Annotated in this window: 19 protein-coding genes; 16 read left to right on the forward strand and 3 right to left on the reverse strand. The window is 64.8% G+C overall.

All coding sequences use genetic code 11. The features are described from left to right. Positions 1 to 43 precede the first annotated feature (43 nt). A complete protein-coding gene (locus AB0O52_RS22540; protein WP_364542656.1) occupies positions 44 to 892 on the forward strand; it encodes an HAD family hydrolase in 849 nt (282 codons plus the stop codon). Between the two features lie 37 nt (positions 893 to 929). On the opposite strand, the gene AB0O52_RS22545 is transcribed toward AB0O52_RS22540, so the two are convergent. The 3 genes from AB0O52_RS22545 to AB0O52_RS22555 all read right to left on the reverse strand — a co-directional run bounded on the left by AB0O52_RS22545 (position 930) and on the right by AB0O52_RS22555 (position 3,369). After that, entirely contained in the window at positions 930 to 2,012 is a 1,083-nt protein-coding gene (locus tag AB0O52_RS22545; protein WP_364542659.1) for an aromatic acid exporter family protein, read from the reverse strand. 67 nt (positions 2,013 to 2,079) lie between these two features. After that, positions 2,080 to 2,679: a hypothetical protein gene (locus tag AB0O52_RS22550; RefSeq protein ID WP_364542662.1), complete on the reverse strand. Its 600-nt coding sequence runs from the start codon at positions 2,677 to 2,679 to the stop codon at positions 2,080 to 2,082. A gap of 201 nt (positions 2,680 to 2,880) precedes the next feature. Then, a complete protein-coding gene (locus AB0O52_RS22555) occupies positions 2,881 to 3,369 on the reverse strand; it encodes an inorganic diphosphatase (protein ID WP_364542665.1) in 489 nt (162 codons plus the stop codon). Between the two features lie 136 nt (positions 3,370 to 3,505). Here AB0O52_RS22555 and dacB point away from each other — a divergent pair, with 136 nt between their 5' ends. The 15 genes from dacB (at position 3,506) to AB0O52_RS22630 (ending at position 18,793) form a co-directional block, all read left to right on the forward strand. Continuing rightward, complete coding sequence (gene dacB, locus AB0O52_RS22560; protein WP_364542668.1) at positions 3,506 to 5,053, forward strand: D-alanyl-D-alanine carboxypeptidase/D-alanyl-D-alanine-endopeptidase; 1,548 nt, start codon at positions 3,506 to 3,508, stop codon at positions 5,051 to 5,053. Between the two features lie 77 nt (positions 5,054 to 5,130). Then, complete coding sequence (locus tag AB0O52_RS22565) at positions 5,131 to 6,234, forward strand: zinc-dependent metalloprotease (RefSeq protein WP_364542671.1); 1,104 nt, start codon at positions 5,131 to 5,133, stop codon at positions 6,232 to 6,234. Between the two features lie 122 nt (positions 6,235 to 6,356). Continuing rightward, complete coding sequence (gene tilS / locus AB0O52_RS22570) at positions 6,357 to 7,394, forward strand: tRNA lysidine(34) synthetase TilS (RefSeq protein ID WP_364542673.1); 1,038 nt, start codon at positions 6,357 to 6,359, stop codon at positions 7,392 to 7,394. 31 nt (positions 7,395 to 7,425) lie between these two features. After that, on the forward strand, positions 7,426 to 7,977 hold the full coding sequence (gene hpt, locus AB0O52_RS22575) for a hypoxanthine phosphoribosyltransferase (protein WP_059388924.1): 552 nt from the start codon (positions 7,426 to 7,428) through the stop codon (positions 7,975 to 7,977). Positions 7,978 to 8,266: 289 nt separating this feature from the next. Beyond that, entirely contained in the window at positions 8,267 to 10,336 is a 2,070-nt protein-coding gene (gene ftsH, locus AB0O52_RS22580) for an ATP-dependent zinc metalloprotease FtsH (RefSeq protein WP_364542675.1), read from the forward strand. 10 nt (positions 10,337 to 10,346) lie between these two features. After that, a complete protein-coding gene (gene folE / locus AB0O52_RS22585) occupies positions 10,347 to 11,015 on the forward strand; it encodes a GTP cyclohydrolase I FolE (RefSeq protein ID WP_364542678.1) in 669 nt (222 codons plus the stop codon). Between the two features lie 8 nt (positions 11,016 to 11,023). Beyond that, complete coding sequence (gene folP / locus AB0O52_RS22590; RefSeq protein ID WP_364542681.1) at positions 11,024 to 11,929, forward strand: dihydropteroate synthase; 906 nt, start codon at positions 11,024 to 11,026, stop codon at positions 11,927 to 11,929. 29 nt (positions 11,930 to 11,958) lie between these two features. Beyond that, positions 11,959 to 12,318 carry a dihydroneopterin aldolase gene (folB, locus tag AB0O52_RS22595; protein WP_059388928.1) on the forward strand — a complete coding sequence of 120 codons (360 nt, stop codon included), beginning with the start codon at positions 11,959 to 11,961 and terminating at the stop codon, positions 12,316 to 12,318. Further along, positions 12,315 to 12,854, forward strand: a complete 540-nt coding sequence (folK, locus tag AB0O52_RS22600) for a 2-amino-4-hydroxy-6-hydroxymethyldihydropteridine diphosphokinase (RefSeq protein ID WP_364542684.1) — start codon at positions 12,315 to 12,317, stop codon at positions 12,852 to 12,854. Before folB ends, folK begins: the two co-directional genes overlap by 4 nt. A gap of 4 nt (positions 12,855 to 12,858) precedes the next feature. Continuing rightward, positions 12,859 to 13,380 carry a DUF3180 domain-containing protein gene (locus AB0O52_RS22605; protein ID WP_364542687.1) on the forward strand — a complete coding sequence of 174 codons (522 nt, stop codon included), beginning with the start codon at positions 12,859 to 12,861 and terminating at the stop codon, positions 13,378 to 13,380. Continuing rightward, positions 13,361 to 13,873 (forward strand): PH domain-containing protein, encoded by a 513-nt coding sequence (locus AB0O52_RS22610; RefSeq protein ID WP_364542689.1) that lies wholly within the window; start codon positions 13,361 to 13,363, stop codon positions 13,871 to 13,873. Before AB0O52_RS22605 ends, AB0O52_RS22610 begins: the two co-directional genes overlap by 20 nt. After that, positions 13,870 to 15,369 carry a PH domain-containing protein gene (locus tag AB0O52_RS22615; RefSeq protein ID WP_364542691.1) on the forward strand — a complete coding sequence of 500 codons (1,500 nt, stop codon included), beginning with the start codon at positions 13,870 to 13,872 and terminating at the stop codon, positions 15,367 to 15,369. Before AB0O52_RS22610 ends, AB0O52_RS22615 begins: the two co-directional genes overlap by 4 nt. Further along, positions 15,362 to 16,312, forward strand: a complete 951-nt coding sequence (locus AB0O52_RS22620; protein WP_364542694.1) for a DUF2520 domain-containing protein — start codon at positions 15,362 to 15,364, stop codon at positions 16,310 to 16,312. The genes AB0O52_RS22615 and AB0O52_RS22620 overlap by 8 nt, the downstream gene beginning before the upstream one ends. Then, the gene (gene panC, locus AB0O52_RS22625; RefSeq protein WP_364542697.1) at positions 16,313 to 17,215 is read left to right on the forward strand and encodes a pantoate--beta-alanine ligase; all 903 of its coding nucleotides are present in this window, start codon (positions 16,313 to 16,315) and stop codon (positions 17,213 to 17,215) included. Between the two features lie 129 nt (positions 17,216 to 17,344). Continuing rightward, positions 17,345 to 18,793: a DHA2 family efflux MFS transporter permease subunit gene (locus AB0O52_RS22630; RefSeq protein WP_364542700.1), complete on the forward strand. Its 1,449-nt coding sequence runs from the start codon at positions 17,345 to 17,347 to the stop codon at positions 18,791 to 18,793. The last annotated feature ends 212 nt before the right edge of the window (positions 18,794 to 19,005 follow it).

Genomic DNA, 19,005 nt, shown 5'->3' on the forward strand with positions numbered 1-19,005 from the left:
CTGCGTCCTAGCTGGTGTCGGTGGGGTCTGCTTCACTGGAGGCATGACTATTTTGACTGGTACCTCAGTCGCTGGCATCGATGACCAGCGGAATTTGCATCACAAGCTCATGATCGCGTTGGACGTCGACGGAACCCTCGTGGATCACGATGGCCATATGTCGCCAGGTGTCCGCGATGCCGCAAGAGCCGTGGTCGCCCACGGCCACGACGTCCTGATCGCCACCGGCCGCTCGTTGAACGCCACGTTGCCCATCATTGAGCAGATCGGACTGGAACGCGGTTATGCCGTGTGCTGCAACGGCGGCGTCACATTGCGGCTCGACCCCCAGCTGGACGCAGGCTACGAGATCATTCACAAGGCCACTTTCGATCCCGCCCCGGCGCTGATGGCCCTTCGCGAGCAGCTTCCGTCCGCCAAGTACGCGCTCGAGGACGAGGACGGGAACTTCCTCTCCACAGAGCGGTTCCAGGACGCCAGCTTCGGAGTCGAGGCAATCGGCGTCGACTTCCAGACCATGCTCGATGCCACTGCGGTGCGTGTCGTGGTGTTCAGCAGCGAGAACACGGCCGAAGAATTTTCCACAGCCATCCGCAGGATCGGGCTGTCCGGGGTCACCTATTCAGTGGGCTGGACGGCCTGGCTGGATATCGCCGCCGCCGGGGTCACCAAGGCCAGCGCCTTGGAGCAGTTGCGCCAGCGGCTCGGCACCCACCCCCGCCACACCGTGGCAGTGGGGGACGGCCGCAATGACATCGAGATGCTCAGCTGGGCCGGGCGCGGGGTCGCCATGGGCCAGGCGCCTGAGGAAGTCATCGCCGTAGCTGATGAGGTCACGGCTTCGGTGTACGACGACGGCGCGGCCCTCATCCTGCGTCGCTTGGTGGGCTAGCCCCGCCCGGTCGGGCCAGCCGGTAGACGCTCACGGCTCAGGCGGCGTCGGAGACCACCGTGATCAGGCGCCGCAGGCTCATGGCGACCGACGCGGCGGCGTTCACGGGCGCTTGGCCGGCGGCCGCCTCCGTGACGGTTTCGCTCAGTGCTGCCACACTATCCCGGGCTTGGTCCAAGGCATTCTTGAAATCCTCGGCGTCCCCATGCCTCCACTGCCGGATCATTTCCGCAACGTCTTCCAGCGCCTCAGCCAAATTCGGCGGGACCCCCTCCGGAATGACCGTTCCGGCGTTCTCTTCCCAGATCACGCTTGCCAGGATGTCCGTGATGTCCTGCACGTGAAAGGTCAGCCGTTCCACCACCCGCAAACCGGCGAGGTCGCCGGTCAGCCGCCTGGCCCGACGGCGGGACCGTGGGTTCGCTTTGGCGCTCAACTTCGCCGCATGGACCGCTGCCCGAACCGCGGCGGCGGTGCGGGAGAGCTCTCCGCTACGGCTCGCCCACTCCTCGTGGTTCGGCGGCCAGGATTCGGTCATGGCGCTGGCCATGTCCCGGAGTTGCTTGGACAGCGCCCGTTGGTGTCCGTCGATGGCAGGATCGATGGCTTCAAGATGCAGGGGAGGGAAGATCAGCCAGTTCACTGCGAAACCGACCGTTACTCCCATGCCCATTTGCAGGACATACGCGAATGAGAATCCCTGCGCATTCGAGTAACCCAACACCAGTACGAACAACGCCGCCATGGGAACCCATTCGGAGGCGCTGCCGAGTCGTGGCAGGCCGCCGATAACCACGCCCAGGCCGACGACGACTGCGACCGCCAGTACGTTGGGGGTGGCGACCGTGGTCACTGCGAAGGCCATGGCAATGCCCAATCCGAGTCCCAGCAGGCTTTGCAGCCCGTGCTTGGCGGAATCCGCCACGGTGGGGTGCATGCTGACTAGGACGCCCAAGGGCGCGTAGTAGGGGTACGCGGCGGCAGTCCCAGGCATAAATGGCGCAAGGTACCAAGCCAGCCCGGCCGCGACCGCGGTCTTCGCAGCAAACAGGAGTCGGTGGCCTGTGACAGCCTGCCTGAGGGCGGGAAGAAGCCGCCCAAGCTTCGGCTTGGAGATCATGGACTCAAGGTAGGCCGGGAGGAATGGATGTGTCGAGGACGATATGGCTGGCGGCGTTCCGAGGTAATCAGTAAACCTCAAGGATCAACTGCAGCAAGCGGGCTGCGGCCGGCCTGGCGGCGTGCTCCTCCACCCATTGGGCGCGGGCCAGGGCCTTACTCACGGCTTGGGTGCTGATTCCCAGTTCCTGGGCCACGGCTTTCTGTTGTCCACGCACCCCCGGTGTCAGCAGGTCCAGGACGCGCCACTCAGCGACGCTCCGATGCTGCACGATGTGCCCTAGGAGGCGCAGTACTGCCTCCGATTCAGCGGCGAGGGCAGCGATCGGGCCCTCGACGGCCACAGGGACCCGCTCTTTGCCGTTCCGCAAGCGGTCAACGGCGCGCCGTGCGTAGACCAGGCCGTGTCCGGAGGCGTCTTTGATTTGCCTGGGCAGGGGTTCGTTGACGGGCCCGACGCCGATTCCCACGTACCACTGTCCGCTCCGCAGGGCGATGAGCGCCGAATCCACGGCCTGATGCGGAAATTCCACGATGCCCTGGACCTCGTCCTCCACCGAGCGGTCAAAGTCCAAGCACGCCGGGATGTGGCGCAGGTCCTTGAGCAGCTGCGGTACGAGGTCTCCGTTGCCGCGGCTGTCGCGTTGGTTGATGGTCAGGGTGAACATGGTGGATCAAACATTACCGGCAGGTAGCGGACTTTCAAGCGGTTAATTCAGAGTCAACTGCTCGTTACGACGGCGGCTGCCCGGCGATTGTGAACCGATCCGCTGCGCGTCGGGGACCTACGCCTTAACGACGACGGCGGCGGGTGCGGTTCGCATGGAACCGCACCCGCCGCCGTCGGACGGGTTGCTTGCCGGACGCTGTTAGTGCGCGCTCGGAACGTAACGCTTGATGGAAGCTTCCAGCTCGGCTTCGGCGGCGGCGCGGTCGGCCCAGCCTTCAGCCTTGACCCACTTACCCGGCTCAAGATCCTTGTAACGGGTGAAGAAGTGCTCGATTTCCTTGATCAGGAATTCGCTGACATCGGTGATTTCCTGGATGTGGTCGAAACGCGGGTCGGCCGGAACACACAGGATCTTGGCGTCTCCGCCGCCGTCGTCGGTCATGTTGAAAACACCGATGGGGCGGGACTCAACGATGACCCCGGGGTACAGGTCGAAGTCCTGCAGGAGCACCAGTGCGTCCAGCGGGTCGCCGTCCTCGCCAAGGGTGTTCTCGAAGAACCCGTAGTGGGTGGGGTACTGCATGGAGGTGAACAGGACGCGGTCCAGGCGGACGCGACCGGTCTCGTGGTCAACTTCGTACTTGACGCGCGACCCCTTGGGGATCTCGATCGTGACGTCGTGCTTCATGGAATGCTCCTTGACGGTATTGGCATGGGCGCGGCAACAGAGCAGCCGACGCCGCCGACTACTATTGAGGATATAGCGAGAGGCCCAAGTTTCTTGAAACGGTGGGGACATTCAAGACTTTGAGGACTAAGGCTGCATGAAGGGCGTTGACGAGGCGGGGACTGAAAAGCTGGCTCCGGAACAGCAGGAAACTCCCGTTCTCAGGCCCAGGAAGCGCAGACCCGCGAAACCTGCGTCGAAGGGCGTCGTCCGCTTTGTGCCGCTGGTTTTGTTGACCTTGGTGATCGCGGCATTGGCCGTGCCGATGGGCCTCGGAGTCGCCCCCGGATTCTTCGGTCCAAGCTTCTTCGGGGTAGCCGGTCCGCCCGCACCCAAGGTGCCGGCCTGGCAGCAGGTCCCCAAACAGCTGAGCCGCACCCAGATCGTTGCGCCCTTGGACGCTTCCGCCCCGGTCCCGCTGCCGGCCGATGTCACAAACCAGCTCAACGCCCTCCTGACGCCCGACGGCGGGGGAGACTTCACCGGCGTCGTTGAGGATGCGTTGACCGGGCTTCCGCTTTACGATCGCGACGGCGCCAAGAACCGGGTGCCGGCGTCCAACATGAAGCTGCTCACCGCAGTCGCGGCGCTGCGGGCGATCGGCCCGGAGACACGCTTCAGCACGCGGGTGCTGGCGGGACCTTCGCCGTCGACCATCATCCTGAGCGCAGGAGGCGACGTCCTGCTCGGCGACGGCCCGTCCCAGCCAAGCGGGGTGCTTGGCCATGCCGGCCTGGAGACCCTCGCCAGCGATGCGGCAAAAGCGCTCCAGGACCGCGGCGTGAAGGGCCCGGTCACGGTGCAATTGGACGATGGACTATTCACCGGTCCGGCTTTGAATCCGGCGTGGAGCCCCGACGACGTCGCTGCCGGCGAGACTGCACCGATCTTTCCGATCGCCCTGAACTCGGCCCGGACGAGCGCGGGGGCAACCACGGGTCCGCGTCCGCAGGACGCCGCGCTCACCGCGGCCGAGGCTTTCGCAGGGAAGCTCCAGGCCGCGGGCGCTTCTGCCGGATTTACTGTGGTCCCCGGCGTGGAACGCGCCTCCGCTCCGGCCGGAAAGCAGGACGTCCTCGCCAGCGTGGTGTCTGCGACCGTCCGCGAGCAAGTGGACTTGATGCTCCAAACCTCGGACAACTACCTTGGCGAGGTATTCGGCCGGATGGTAGCTCTGTCCACGGGAAAGCAGGGATCGAACGACGGCGCGACGGCGGCCGTGAGCGCCCAGGTGGCGGAACTGGGGATCGCCACGGATTCCATGCACTTGGCGGACGTGTCCGGCCTTGCCTTGGGCAACCAGGTGTCGGCGCGGCAGTTCGCGGATGTGGTGCGGGCCATCACCTCGGGACCGGACACCCGTCTCCGGGCCGCCCTCGCGGGGTTCCCGGTGGCCGGGCTGACCGGGACGCTTGGCGACCGCTACGGAGACGCCAGCACCTCCCAAGGGGCGGGATTGGTGCGGGCCAAGACCGGCACCTTGAATTCGGTGATCGCTTTGAGCGGCTATGTGGTGGACGCGAACGGCCGCCTGCTGGTCTTTTCCTTTATCGGCAACGGGCTGACCCCGGGCGCGGCGGGGAACAAGGTAGCGCTGGACAGATCCGCCACGGCACTGGCGTCATGTGGTTGCACTGGCGGTTGACGTTCGCCGCTGCCTGACGTTCGCCGCTGAGCGAACTTAAGGGTGCAGATTCAGACTGTTGTGTTCTGATGGTTCATATGGAGTCTCAGCAGCAAGCCCAGTCCCTCATCAACTGGGAGCTGGCCGCCTCCACGGCCGCCCGCCTCGCTCCCCCCGGCCCAGTACTGAGTGCGGCCCAGATCGGCAAAGCCGTGGACAGCCTGCGCTTCAGCGCGGACATCTCGGTACCGCACGTGCACGACATCACCGGTTTGGAAGCCGCACGGGATCTCCGCGATTCCCACGTGCTGGTGGTTGACCGGGCGTCGTGGGCGAAGGCCAATACCCAAAGTTTTGCCGTGATGCTCCAGCCGGCCCTTAAGCAAATGCTTGATTCCCGGCGGGGCCCGGCGATGACACCGGCTGCGGCGGCCGCGAGCGGCGCAATCACCGGCAGCCAGCTCGGGGCTGTGCTTGCCTTCTTGTCGAGCAAGGTCCTGGGCCAATACGATCCCTTCGCCGCACTCGCCCCGGACTCGAAGGCGCCGCCCGCGGGCCGGCTCTTGCTGGTGGCTCCGAACATCATCTCCGTGGAACGCGAGCTCAACGTCGATCCTGACGATTTCCGGCTCTGGGTCTGCCTTCACGAGCAGACCCACCGGGTGCAGTTCGCGGCGGCACCCTGGCTCCGGACCCACATGCTTGAGGAAATCGAACGCCTGAGCACCAATTTGTTGGGCAATGTGGACTCCATCATGGACCGCGCCACGGCTGCCGCCCGATCCCTGCGCGACCGCTCCACGGGTGCGGTGCCCGGCCGTGGGGCCATCCTGGACCTGCTGCAAAACCCCGAGGAAAAGGCCTCCCTTTCGCACCTCACAGCCGTCATGAGTTTGCTGGAAGGCCACGCCAATGTGGTGATGGACGCCGTCGATTCCACCCTCATCCCCTCGGTGAAGACCATCCGGCAGCGCTTCAACGCACGGGGCAAGGACCGCGGAATGCTCGAGAAATTCATCCGCAACATCCTTGGCCTGGATGCCAAGATGCGCCAGTACAGCGACGGAGCCAAGTTCGTTCGTGAAGTGGTTGCGGTGGCTGGCATGGAGGGCCTGAACCGGGTCTGGGAATCGGCCGAAAAACTGCCCACCGAAGCCGAAATCCACGACTCCAAGCTGTGGCTTGAGCGGATGGGGCTGTGACTGCAGGCACTACATCGGGCCCTGAAGCAAGCGGTAAGGACGCGGCAAGGAGTGTAAGCGCGCCAAGCAGCGGACGACGGCGTCCCGGGCGTTTGGCGCCGGTCGTCGGCAAAGCACGGAACATGTTGCAGGACGCGCTGGCGTCCGCAGGCTATCCCGATCGGATCCTGGTGGCTTGCAGCGGCGGGCCGGACTCCTTGGCGCTTGCCTCAGTGGCAGCCTACTTTGCACGCCGAGGACATGTGCACGGCCGTCCCGTGAGCGTGGCCGCCGTCGTGGTTGACCACCAGCTGCAGGAAGGCTCCGGTGAGGTCGCGGCACGAACGGTGTCGATCCTGGAGGGGCTGGGCCTCTCACCCGTCCAGCTGCGGACCGTGGAGGTGGCCGCTACCGGCTTCGGGCCCGAGGCGGCGGCCCGGGACGCCCGGCACGCTGCCCTCGAAGCGGCCGCCACCGAACTCGGCTGCGGAGCAATCCTTCTCGGGCACACCCTGGATGACCAGGCCGAACAGGTCCTGCTGGGCCTGGCCCGGGGCTCGGGGACCCGCTCCCTCGCCGGAATGCGGCCCGCCCGCGGCAAGCTCCTTCGTCCCTTCCTCGGCCTTCGCCGCGCGGAAACACTCGAAATCTGCGAGGTCGAGGAACTCGAAACCTGGCACGATCCCAGTAACGCGGACCCCGCCTTCGCCCGCTCGCGGACCAGGGCTGAGGTGATGCCCTTGCTTGAAGACAAGCTGGGGCCTGGTGTTGCCGAATCACTCGCCCGCACCGCCTCGATCCTCCAACAGGACGCCGACTTCCTGGAACAGCTTGCCGCAGAGAGCTATGCGGGCCTGGTGAACCGGACGGACGACGGAGTCTGGCTCCCCGAAGACGCCTTAAGGAATTTGTCCCCCGCGCTGAGGTTCCGGGTGATCGCCAAGGCAGCGGTCGACGTCGGGGGCCAACAGCCCGGCTATGGGCGGCTTCAGGCGGCCGAAGCGTTACTGCGCCGGCAGGGATCGGCGGGTCCCGTGCAGCTTCCCGGAAACGTCAGCGTCTACCGAGCATCCCTGAGCGAATTGGAGCGGGAGGCCTCAGCGGGGGCAACTGCCGTTCCCCGCGAAGGCGGCGGCTGTGGGAAGCTAGTATTCCGGCATCAAAGATCGCCCCAACACTAGCCGCACCCACGCATCAACACAGGAGCCATTGGTGGATTCAAACGACGTCCAGGCAGACCTCAAACACGTTCTCTACACCAAGGAGCAGATCCAGCAACGGATCGCCGAACTTGCTGCACAAATTGACAAGGACTACGAGGGCCGCGAACTGCTGATCGTCGGTGTGCTCAAGGGCGCCGTCATGGTCATGGCAGACCTCGCGCGTGCGCTGCACAGCCACGTCAGCATGGACTGGATGGCGGTGTCTTCCTACGGCTCCGGTACCCAGTCCTCCGGGGTCGTGCGCATCCTCAAGGACCTTGATACCGACCTCATGGGCAAGGATGTCCTGATTGTCGAAGACATCATCGATTCCGGCCTGACCCTCTCCTGGCTCAAGACGAACCTCGAATCGCGGGGCACCGCTTCCGTGGAAATCTGTACGGCTTTCCGCAAGCCGACGGCCGCCAAGGTCGAGATCGACGTCAAGTACGTCGGCTATGACATTCCCAACGAATTCGTCGTCGGCTACGGCCTTGACTACGCCGAGAAATACCGCAACCTGGACTTCGTGGGAACCCTCGCCCCGCACGTTTACGAGTAACTCTTCTCGCATGAACCACCGCGGCCTTGTTCGCGGAGTGAAAGCGGCCTCCCGCTCGGGAGGCCGCTTCTCGTTGTGCAGTGAGCTCGGGGATCCTGAAAGAACCATGGATTTCCCCCGGGAGTCTCCGGAATTCCGCGTTGATGTACGCCTAGAGGGAACTTTTGCCCCTCACTGTGCGTGAATCACTCCGAACGGTGTAAAGCTAGAAACTGACGCAGCACCACACGCGCGCAGAAGCTGCGCCGTGCAGCACTACCAGGAGGGACGGGGCGGAGCCCCCGAACAGATGAAAGCTAAGAGTTTCTTCAAGGGCCCGGGCATCTGGATTGTTGTCGTAGTCGGCTTGCTCCTGGTGGCATTTGCAACCCTTGCCCCCGGTGGATCCACCCGTATCGACACCGACAAGGGCCTCGCGATCCTCGCGCAGAGCGGCAAAGTGGACCAGGCCAAAATCTACGATGCCGAGAACCGCGTTGACCTGACGCTGAAAGACAACCTCGTCATCGATGGCCAGGACAAGGGCAAGAACGTCCAGTTCTTCTACGTCACCGCGCGGGCCGGGGACGTCGTCAAGGCCGTCACCAACGCCCAACCATCCGGCGGCTTCACGGACCAGCCTGTCGAGAACAACTGGTTCTCCGGACTGTTCTCGCTCCTCATCCCGGTACTCCTGCTGGGTGTGCTTTTCTGGTTCCTGCTCTCGCGCATGCAAGGCGGCGGTTCCAAGGTGATGCAGTTCGGCAAGTCGAAGGCCAAGTTGGTCAACAAGGACATGCCGCAGGTCACCTTCGCGGATGTCGCCGGAGCCGATGAAGCCGTCGAAGAACTCCAGGAGATCAAGGAATTCCTCGCGGAACCGGCAAAGTTCCAGGCCGTTGGCGCAAAGATCCCCAAGGGCGTGCTGTTGTACGGGCCTCCGGGCACAGGCAAGACCCTCCTGGCCCGCGCCGTCGCAGGCGAGGCCGGCGTCCCGTTCTTCTCCATCTCCGGCTCGGACTTCGTTGAAATGTTCGTAGGTGTCGGCGCTTCCCGTGTCCGCGACCTCTTCGAACAAGCCAAGGCCAATGCGCCCGCCATCATTTTCGTTGACGAGATCGACGCCGTCGGACGTCACCGCGGCGCCGGTATCGGCGGTGGCAATGACGAGCGCGAGCAGACCCTCAACCAGCTCCTGGTCGAAATGGACGGCTTCGACGTCAAGACCAACGTCATCCTGATCGCGGCAACCAACCGTCCGGACGTACTGGATCCTGCCCTGCTCCGTCCCGGCCGCTTCGACCGCCAGATCACTGTTGAAGCTCCGGACCTGATTGGTCGCGAACAGATCCTCAACGTCCATGCCAAAGGCAAGCCGATGGCCCACGGCGTCGACCTCAAGGGCGTCGCGAAGAAGACCCCCGGCTACACCGGTGCGGACCTTGCGAACGTGCTCAACGAGGCCGCCCTCCTGACGGCCAGGTCCAACGCAAACCTGATCGACGACCGCGCCCTGGACGAGGCAATCGACCGCGTCATGGCCGGCCCGCAAAAGCGTAGCCGCGTCATGAAGGAAATGGAGCGGAAGATCACCGCCTACCACGAGGGCGGTCACGCCCTGGTCGCGGCAGCATTGCGCAATTCAGCTCCTGTCACGAAGATCACCATCCTGCCCCGGGGCCGCGCCCTCGGCTACACCATGGTTGTCCCGGAGGACGACAAGTATTCGATCACGCGCAACGAACTCCTGGACCAGATGGCCTATGCCATGGGTGGGCGCGTTGCAGAGGAAATCGTCTTCCACGACCCCTCGACGGGCGCCTCGAACGATATCGAAAAGGCCACCGGAACCGCGCGCAAGATGGTCACCCAGTTCGGCATGAGCGAGCGCATCGGCGCCGTGAAGCTTGGCGCAGGCGGCGGCGAGCCGTTCCTGGGCCGGGACATGGCCCAGGAACGCAACTACTCCGACTCGGTGGCGTACATCGTCGACGAGGAAGTGCGCCGCCTGATCGATCAGGCCCATGACGAGGCCTACGCCATCCTGACCGAGAACCGCGACGTCCTGGACCAGTTGGCCTTCGAACTGCTCGAGCGTGAAACACTGAACCAGGCCGAGATCGCCTACATCTTCCGCGACATCCGCAAGCGGGACTTCCGCGAGGTCTGGCTGTCCAAGGAATCCCGTCCGGTACAGACCATCCCACCGGTGGAATCCCGCGCAGAGAAGGCCGAGCGCGAGGCACAGGAACAGGCGAAGAAAGCTCGTCTCGAAGAGCCCCTGGACGCTCAATCCCCGCACCCGCAGGGAGTCGGCAGCCAGGAGTCATTCACCGGCCAGGGACCTGACGCGGGCACCGACGTTTCGCATCAAGGCTAAGCTTTCTGCTGTGACTCACATCGACGACGACGACTTCAGCGGTGCCGCCAGTGATGACTTCGGCGGCACCTCCGGGGGAAAATCAGGCGGCCACGGCCACGGACACCACCCATATAAGGTCGACCGGCCACGCATTGAAGCGGCCGTCCGCGAGATCCTCATTGCCGTGGGCGAGGACCCGGACCGCGGCGGACTGCTGGATACCCCGAGGCGCGTCGCCAAGGCCTACGCCGAAGTCTTCGCGGGCCTGCACCAGGATCCCGAGCACGTCCTGTCCACCACGTTCGACTTGGACCATGAGGAACTCGTGCTGGTCAAGGACATCCCGTTCTATTCCACGTGCGAGCACCATTTGGTACCGTTCCACGGCGTCGCGCACGTCGGATACATCCCCTCGCACGACGGGAAAGTGACGGGGCTGAGCAAGCTGGCCCGCCTCGTGGACATTTATGCCCGCCGTCCCCAGGTGCAGGAACGCCTGACCACCCAGATCGTCGAAGCGCTCGTGACCCACCTCAAGCCCAGGGGAGCGATCGTCGTCGTCGAATGCGAACACATGTGCATGTCCATGCGCGGCATCCGCAAGCCCGGCGCCAAGACCGTCACCAGCGCAGTGCGCGGGCAACTTCATGACCCGGCCACCCGCGCCGAAGCCATGAGCCTCATACTCGGAAGGTAACAAAGACCATGGATTCCCTCGCAGCCGCACCAGGAACGGGCCCGGCTACCAGCCCCCTGCCCATTCTCCGCAAACCCCGTCCAGCCGCTCGGTTCGCGGACCTGCCGACTGACCGCACGCTCGTCATGGGAATTCTGAACGTCACGCCGGATTCATTCAGCGACGGCGGCAAGCACCCCACGGCGGACACCGCCATCGCCCACGCTTTGCGCATGTTGTACGCCGGAGCGGACATCATCGACGTCGGTGGCGAATCGACCCGCCCGGGCGCCGAACCCGTCTCCCCGGAAGAAGAGCAACGCCGGGTCTTGCCGGTGATTCAGGCACTCGTGAAGGCCGGGGCGCTTGTCAGCATCGACACGACGCACGCGTCGACGGCCGCTGCGGCTGTGGAGGCAGGCGCCGCGATCATCAACGACGTCTCCGGGCTGAGCATCGAGCCTGAGATGGCCGAACTCGTCGCTCGTACCAAGGTGCCCTACGTCCTGACGCATCGCCGGGGCGACGCTGAGACCATGAACAGCCTTGCCGACTACGGCAACGTCGTGGAGGAAGTCATCGAGGAGCTCAAGGGCGTCCGCGACAAGCTCTACGCGGCAGGCGTCACACCGGAGCAAATCATTGTGGATCCGGGCCTGGGTTTCTCCAAGGACGAGGACCAGAACTGGCAACTCCTCAAGTACATCGGCAAGCTGGATGAGCTTGGCCACAAGGTCCTGATCGGAGCTTCCCGGAAGCGATTCCTCGGAACGCTCCTGACCGTGGCCGGCAAGGCGGCGGCACCGGAGGAGCGGGACCATGCCACTGCGGCCATCACGGCAATCAGTGCCGCGAACGGGGCCTGGGCTGTACGCGTCCACGACGTCGGCCCCAGCCTTGACGCGGTCAAGGTTGCTGCGCGCATCCGACACTAAGCTTAGTGAACAGAGGGGGAGGAACGGGCTTGGACAGGATCACACTGACCGGCGTGACCGCCGTCGGGCATCACGGCGTCTTCGACTTCGAGCGCCGGGACGGACAGCCGTTCGTCGTCGACGCGGTGCTGTACACCGATTTCAGCAAGGCCGCGGAAACGGATGACCTGCAGTTCACGGCCCACTACGGTGAAGTTGCCGAGTACATTACGTCCCTCATCACCGGCGAGCCCCTCAACCTGATCGAAGCCCTCGCGGTCCGGATCGCCGAGGGGATTCTTGCCGGCTTCAACGTCGCCGCCGTCGATGTCACGGTCCACAAACCCAAGGCTCCCATCGAAGTGCCCTTCGGAGACGTCACAGTCAGTGTCCACAGGGAGCGTGCATGAGCTCCCCTTTCACGAAAGCCATCCTGGCCCTTGGCAGCAATCTGGGCGAGCGGAACGACACCCTCTCCACCGCCGTTGCCGACCTCGTTGACCGCCCGGAAATCCGGCTGCTCGGTGTCTCTCCAGTCGTGCAGACCAAAGCCGTGGGCGGGCCCGTGGGGCAACCGGATTTCCTCAACATGGTCATCGCCATTGAGACCACCCTTGCTCCGCTGGAACTCTTGCAGCACTGCCACGACGTCGAACAAATGCACCACCGGGTCCGCGAGGTCCGCTGGGGCCCCCGCACTTTGGACGTGGACATCATTGTCTACGGCGAACTCACGAGCGACGACGAAACACTGACCCTGCCGCATCCGCGGGCCGCGGGGCGGGCCTTCGTGCTCTATCCGTGGGCCCTCCTGGACCCTGCAGCGCGGCTCAACGGTGAGAGCGTCGCCGAGCTTGCCGCCAAGGCCGAGGACTTTCCCGGGCTTCGGCCTTTTGACGGTTTCGACGGATCCGGCAGCGTCGCTGCCGCGGGAGCGGTGGAATAAGTCCATGAAGGCCATGCGTCCGCTCTTGTTGGCGATCATCGCCGTCGTTCTTGCCGCATTTGGCTGGCTGATCACCGTGCTGACCACCCGCTACAGCATGGCTACGCCGGTGCTTCCTCCTTCCGCGTTGGTGACTATGGGCGTCATTGCCGTCCTCACGCTGATCATGGGCATCCGTGTCCTGCGCTGGCGCAACGGCAAGAAGAAGACCATGCTCAATCCCATCCTGGCCGCGCGAACCCTGATCCTGGCCCAGGCCTGCGCCTATGCGGGCACGGTGCTGCTCGGCTGGCATCTGGGAATCGTGATTGAGCAACTCCGGCTATGGAGCCTCCGCAGCGACCAAGGCATCTTGTGGCTCGCGCTCATCATGGGCGGAGGCGGGCTCATCATGACCATCGTGGGGCTCGTGGTGGAGCGGTTCTGCCGAATCCCTCCGGAAGACCTGGAAGGCGGCCCCGGCGTCAGGGATCCACACCGTGGCGAGGCAAAGGGGGAAGGCGAATATGCATACCGCGGCGATTGATCCTCCTGGCATCCAGTGGCTGCGCGTTTCGCCGAAATACGTGAGGGTAAGGCTCGTCGAGTGGGCCATCGGCAACGTGATCACGATCGGCCTGTTCAGCCTGCCCTTGCTCTTCGTGCAATTCGGCCGGTGGACGTGGCTACCGCTTTGGCTGGCCGTCGCCGTTCCCTCGGCGTTTTTGCTGCTTGCCCTGTGGCGGCTTGTGTTGATCCCGAGGCAAGTGCGGGCCATCGGCTACGCGGAACGCGACGACGATCTTTTGGTCCGCCGCGGCATCTTCTTCCAGCGGACCATGGTGGTTCCCTATGGTCGGATGCAGTTCGTCGACGTAACGGTTGGACCCGTCGAACGGCTCCTCGGCCTTTGCACCGTCAAGCTCCACACCGCATCGGCTGGAACCAACGCCCACCTTCCCGGTCTTCCCGCCGCTGAAGGCGCACGGCTGCGCGAGCAGCTTTCGGCCCGCGGCGAAGCGAGGCTGGCAGGGCTGTGACCCAGGAACGGACCGTGGTCGACGGCGACTGGCACCGCGTCCACCCGGCGTCGCCATTCGTGCGGGGATGGTTGGCGCTTGCGGCGATCATCTATTTCTTCGGCCGGGACACCTTTGAACGGGCCCTCCAAGGCCACGGGACCATTGGCGACAACTTCAACGAACGCACGCTTTGGCTCCTGGCCGGGGGCGGCGTCGTGCTGTTGCTGGCTTTGGCGTCCTTCGTCCTGAGCTGGTATTTCACCCGGTACCAGCTCGCCGAAGGCTATGTCAGGGTCAACACCGGCTTCCTGTTCAAACAGCAGCGCCAGGCGCGGCTTGACCGGGTCCAGGCCATCGACATCGTGCAGCCCCTGCTTGCCCGTATTTTCGGGCTCGCGGAGTTGAAGTTCGAGGTGGCCGACGCCGGTCACTCGGCCGTGCGGCTCTCGTACCTCAGGCTCGCGCAGGCCAAACAGCTCCGCGCCACCATCCTGGGCCGGGCCGCCGGTATTGCCGACGGGAGCGAAACGGTCGAGGTGCCCGAAGCACCCGAACAGGTGGTGCTCTACGTGCCGCCTGGAAGGCTTGTGGGTTCGCTGATCTTGAGCGAGCAGAGCTTCTTCATTGTGCTCAGCGCCATCGCGTCCGTGCTGGTTTCAGTGTTGACCGAGTCCCGAGCCTTCATCCTCTACTTGATTCCGGCAATCCTCGGCTTGGGTACCGCCTACTGGCGCTCGTTCAACACGGGCTACAACTTTACGGCGGCAATTTCCCCGGACGGCATCCGGCTGCGCTACGGGCTCCTGGATACCCGGGCCCAGACCGTGCCTCCCGGCCGCATCCAGGCGCTCAAGGTCACGCAGCCGCCGCTGTGGCGCATTCTCGGCTGGTATCGGATCCACGTGAACGTTGCCGGGTACGGCGAACACCACCGCAGCGAAGGCGAACACCGGACTTTGCTGCTTCCAGTCGGCCGGAAGCCGGAGGTGATGATGATGCTCTCACTCGTCCTGCCCGACCCCGGAACCGCGGACCCCGAGCGCGTGTTCACCGCCGGGTTGACCGGCCTGGATTCCGGGGCCGGCTTTGTCACCACCCCCAAGCGTGCCTGGATTCTTTCCCCGTTGGGTTGGCGACGCAACGGCTTCTATTCAACGGACACGGCGTTGCTCCTGCGCTCCGGCCGCTTGTGGCGGAAGCTGGTCATGGTCCCGCACCAACGAACCCAGTCCATCGCCGTCCACCAAGGTCCGTTGGCCCGGCTGTTCGGCGTGGCCGACCTCGTGTTGCACACGACGCCGGGACCGGTGGCGCCCCGGCTCATCCAGGCAGCCACGGAGGAAGCACTCGGCTTGTTCGACCAGCAGGCGGCCCGGGCCCGGAAAGCCCGCAAACTGCAGAGTAGCGAGCAATGGCTGGCTCAACTTCCGCCCGGGGCGATGCCGGCCACGGCCACGCCTACCACACATGCCATGCAGCGTGCATCGACCCAGGAGGAACCCGACCATGGCTAAGCCAGGACGACTCGGCGTAGGAATCGTTGGCGCCGGCAAGGTGGGTGCCGTCTTGGGTGCGGCCCTGCGCGGAGCCGAGCACGCCGTCGTCGGGGTATCCGCAGTGTCGGAAGCGAGCCGGGAGCGGGCGGAAACGCTGCTGCCGGGGGTCCCGGTCCTCGAAGTCCAGGAGATCGTCGAACGGTCCGAGTTGGTGCTCCTCGCTGTTCCGGACGATGCCCTCGGGGAACTAGTGACAGGACTGGCCAAGCTCGGAGCGTGGCAGCCGGGACAGCTCGTGGCGCACACTTCGGGCCGTTTCGGCGTCGGAATCCTGAAGCCGGTCCGCGCGGCAGGTGCCATTCCGCTCGCCCTCCACCCGGCCATGACGTTCACGGGCATGAGCTTGGACTTGACGCGGCTCCTGGATTGCACCTTCGGGGTCACTGCCGACGCCGCGATGTTGCCCATCGCCCAAGCCCTCGTGGTGGAGATGGGTGCCGAACCGGTGGCCATTGCCGAGGCGGATCGCACGCTCTACCACGCAGCCCTCGCGCACAGCTCGAACCACCTGGTCACCCTCGTGGCCCAGTCGTCCCAGCTGCTTCGGGACATCGGCGTCGACGCGCCGGAACGAATGCTCGGACCCTTGCTCCGCGCCACCTTGGAGAACGCCCTGGCCTCAGGCGAGTCCGCGCTGACCGGGCCCGTGGCACGCGGGGATGTGGGAACCGTGGCCGCCCACGCGGAGGCCCTCAAGGAGTACGACGGCGGTGCCGGCGGCGATGTCCTCGCCGCCTACCGGGCAATGGCCCGCGCCACGGCCCGCCGGGCTGTCAATCGCGGACTTCTCAAAGAGGGCCAGCTTGGCGATATCAACAACGCCTTGGACGGCTCGGATACGCCGGACAACGGTGAGGACCGTCCAGGCAACGACGCTGCCGGGACGCAGGAAGGGAACTGAATGGCCATCAAACTTGTGACCACCGCAGCGGAACTGCGGGCCGAAAGTGCGCGGTTTCTCGCGGAAAAGCGGGGCAGCTCGCAAGGCCTCGTCCCCACGATGGGAGCGCTGCACACCGGGCACGCAGCCTTGGCCCGCACCGCCGTCGAGCAGAACGACGTCGTAGTGGCGTCCATCTTCGTAAACCCCTTGCAGTTCGGCGAAGCCGCGGACCTCGAACGCTACCCGCGCACGCTTGATGCCGATATGGCCCTCCTGGACGCCGAGGGCGTGGATCTCGTCTTCGCCCCGTCAGTTGACGAGGTTTACCCCGGCGGGGAGCCGCTGGTCCGGGTGACTTCGGGACCGCTGGGCGGGAAATGGGAGGGTGCCTCGCGTCCTGGCCACTTCGACGGCGCCCTCACGGTGGTCGCCAAACTTCTGCACTACGGCCTGCCTGGCGGTCCAGCCGCCGACGGCGGTACTGCCGCGTACCGCGCGTACTTCGGCCAGAAGGATGCCCAGCAGCTGGCCCTCGTGAAGAGGATGGTGAGCGACCTCAGCTTTCCGGTGGACATCGTGGCCGTGCCTACCGTGCGCAGTCCGGAAGGGCTGGCGCTTTCCAGCCGGAACCGATTCCTTTCCGAAGAAGAGCGGGAGGCGGCGCTGGTGCTGTCCCGTGCCCTCCGCCTCCTTGAGTCCCGCGCCCTAGCGAACGAACCGCTCGAGCTGGACTCCGCCGTCGCGCTCGTTGAATCGCAGCCCCTCGTGAAGCTGGACTATTTCGACGTCGTCGATCCCCGCACGCTCGAGCCGCTCGCCGAAAACTGCAAGGAGACTCCATTCCGGGGTGAAGGGCTTGCGATCATTGCGGCGAAGGTTGGACCCGTGCGGTTGATCGATAACGTGCCGCTGAGTTCCTGAACTTCCGGTTGCCCGCGCACAAACGTTTGGATTAACCTGCTGACGGGAATGCGCCAGAGGCTTAGACTGTTGCAATCTCCACCGGTGCAGAGCACCGGAAACCACCGCACCCACAGCCGAGGAATCCTCATGTCTACTGACGTCACGTCCGACGCGCACGGCAATCCCATGCCCGGGACGGGGACAAAACTTGCGAACGACAAGATGTCACGCGAGTCTGTCACCGTCATCGTCACGCTACTCGTGGCCACCTTCGTGGTGATTCTCAACGAGACCATCATGAACGTTGCCTTGCAGCGGCTCATGACGGACCTCAACGTCGACGCACCTACAGTCCAGTGGCTCTCCACCGGGTTCATGCTGACCATGGCCGTGGTCATACCAACCACAGGCTTCATCCTCCAGAGGCTCACCACCCGGGCTGCGTTCCTCCTGGCAATCGGATTGTTCAGCGGCGGCACCCTGCTCGCGGCTCTAGCCCCGGGTTTTGGAGTGCTCTTGCTGGCGCGGATCGTCCAGGCGGGCGGCACGGCCATCATGCTCCCGCTACTCATGACAACCATCTTGACCGTGGTGCCCCTGTCCCGCCGCGGTGCGGTGATGGGTAACGTGACCATTGCGATTTCGGTGGCGCCGGCCTTGGGCCCCACGGTTTCCGGCATCATCCTTGACCACTTCTCGTGGCGGTTCATGTTCGTCTTCGTGCTCCCGGTGGCCCTGTTGGCCATGGGTATCGGCGCCAAATTCCTCACAAACGTAGGCGAGCGAGGCAGCGTGAGGCTGGACTTCGCCTCGGTGCTCCTGACTGTTCCCGCTTTCGGCGGGCTGGTCTATGGACTGAGCCAGATTGGTGGCCATGCCGGAGCAACCGCCGTGCCGATCGCCGCGCTGGTGATCGGGGTCCTCTGTATGGTGGCCTTCGTTTTCCGCCAGCTCAAGTTGCAGAAGTCCGACGCGCCGCTGCTGGACCTCAGGGCATTCAACTTCCGCATGTTCACGGTGTCGGTCCTGCTCATGGTGGTTGCCATGATGGCCCTGTTCGGCGGGGTAATCCTCTTGCCGCTCTACCTGCAGAACGTCCTCCACCTGCAGCCGATGGAGACCGGACTGGCGCTCCTTCCGGGCGGCTTGGCGATGGGCCTGCTCGGGCCGGTTGTCGGCCGGTTGTTCGACAAGATAGGTCCGCTCCCCTTGACTGTGACAGGTTCCATCCTGCTGGTGCTCACGTTGTGGCAGTTCTCGATGCTCACCGCAGATAGCCCCTTGTGGTGGGTCGTGGTCCTGTACGCGGTACTGAGCCTGGGCTTGGCTTTGCTGTTCACGCCGGCGTTCACCACTGGCCTCAACCCGCTCCCGCCCCACCTCTATTCGCATGGCTCGGCGATCATGAGCACGCTGCAGCAGGTGGCGGGGGCCGCAGGGACAGCACTCCTGGTCTCTATCTTCGCCGTGGTGTCAGCCGCGTCCGGCTTCGTCGCCGGGATGCAGGCCGCCTTCCTGACGGCCACTTTGATTGCGGTGGTTGCCGTAGTGCTGTCCACCATGATGCGCAAGACCGAGGGGGCGGCAGGGCACTAGCCCAGGATGGTGGTTCTTGGTCGCCTGGGGGTGATTTGCGTGGGGTCTTGGGGGTGTGTAGAGTAGTTCGAGTCGCCGCCGCTGATGCGGAAAAATTGCGACAGACTCCCTTCCAAATGGAAACCAAATTCCTGGTTCGCTTTTGTGCGTTCCGGTGCGGTTTCCGGGGGTCCCGGATGGTGTTTTGTCCGGCGCGGTTCCCGGGTTCGGGA

Source organism: Arthrobacter sp. NPDC080073, from assembly GCF_040686575.1.
Taxonomy (GTDB): domain Bacteria; phylum Actinomycetota; class Actinomycetes; order Actinomycetales; family Micrococcaceae; genus Arthrobacter.

Bases quoted from the DNA above. Each gene is read 5' to 3' on its own strand.
- AB0O52_RS22540 (WP_364542656.1), top strand. From the start codon at position 44: ATGACTATTTTGACTGGTACCTCAGTCGCTGGCATCGATGACCAGCGG.
- AB0O52_RS22545 (WP_364542659.1), bottom strand. From the start codon at position 2,012: ATGATCTCCAAGCCGAAGCTTGGGCGGCTTCTTCCCGCCCTCAGGCAG.
- AB0O52_RS22550 (WP_364542662.1), bottom strand. From the start codon at position 2,679: ATGTTCACCCTGACCATCAACCAACGCGACAGCCGCGGCAACGGAGAC.
- AB0O52_RS22555 (WP_364542665.1), bottom strand. From the start codon at position 3,369: ATGAAGCACGACGTCACGATCGAGATCCCCAAGGGGTCGCGCGTCAAG.
- dacB (WP_364542668.1), top strand. From the start codon at position 3,506: ATGAAGGGCGTTGACGAGGCGGGGACTGAAAAGCTGGCTCCGGAACAG.
- AB0O52_RS22565 (WP_364542671.1), top strand. From the start codon at position 5,131: ATGGAGTCTCAGCAGCAAGCCCAGTCCCTCATCAACTGGGAGCTGGCC.
- tilS (WP_364542673.1), top strand. From the start codon at position 6,357: ATGTTGCAGGACGCGCTGGCGTCCGCAGGCTATCCCGATCGGATCCTG.
- ftsH (WP_364542675.1), top strand. From the start codon at position 8,267: ATGAAAGCTAAGAGTTTCTTCAAGGGCCCGGGCATCTGGATTGTTGTC.
- folP (WP_364542681.1), top strand. From the start codon at position 11,024: ATGGATTCCCTCGCAGCCGCACCAGGAACGGGCCCGGCTACCAGCCCC.
- folK (WP_364542684.1), top strand. From the start codon at position 12,315: ATGAGCTCCCCTTTCACGAAAGCCATCCTGGCCCTTGGCAGCAATCTG.
- AB0O52_RS22605 (WP_364542687.1), top strand. From the start codon at position 12,859: ATGAAGGCCATGCGTCCGCTCTTGTTGGCGATCATCGCCGTCGTTCTT.
- AB0O52_RS22610 (WP_364542689.1), top strand. From the start codon at position 13,361: ATGCATACCGCGGCGATTGATCCTCCTGGCATCCAGTGGCTGCGCGTT.
- AB0O52_RS22620 (WP_364542694.1), top strand. From the start codon at position 15,362: ATGGCTAAGCCAGGACGACTCGGCGTAGGAATCGTTGGCGCCGGCAAG.
- panC (WP_364542697.1), top strand. From the start codon at position 16,313: ATGGCCATCAAACTTGTGACCACCGCAGCGGAACTGCGGGCCGAAAGT.
- AB0O52_RS22630 (WP_364542700.1), top strand. From the start codon at position 17,345: ATGTCTACTGACGTCACGTCCGACGCGCACGGCAATCCCATGCCCGGG.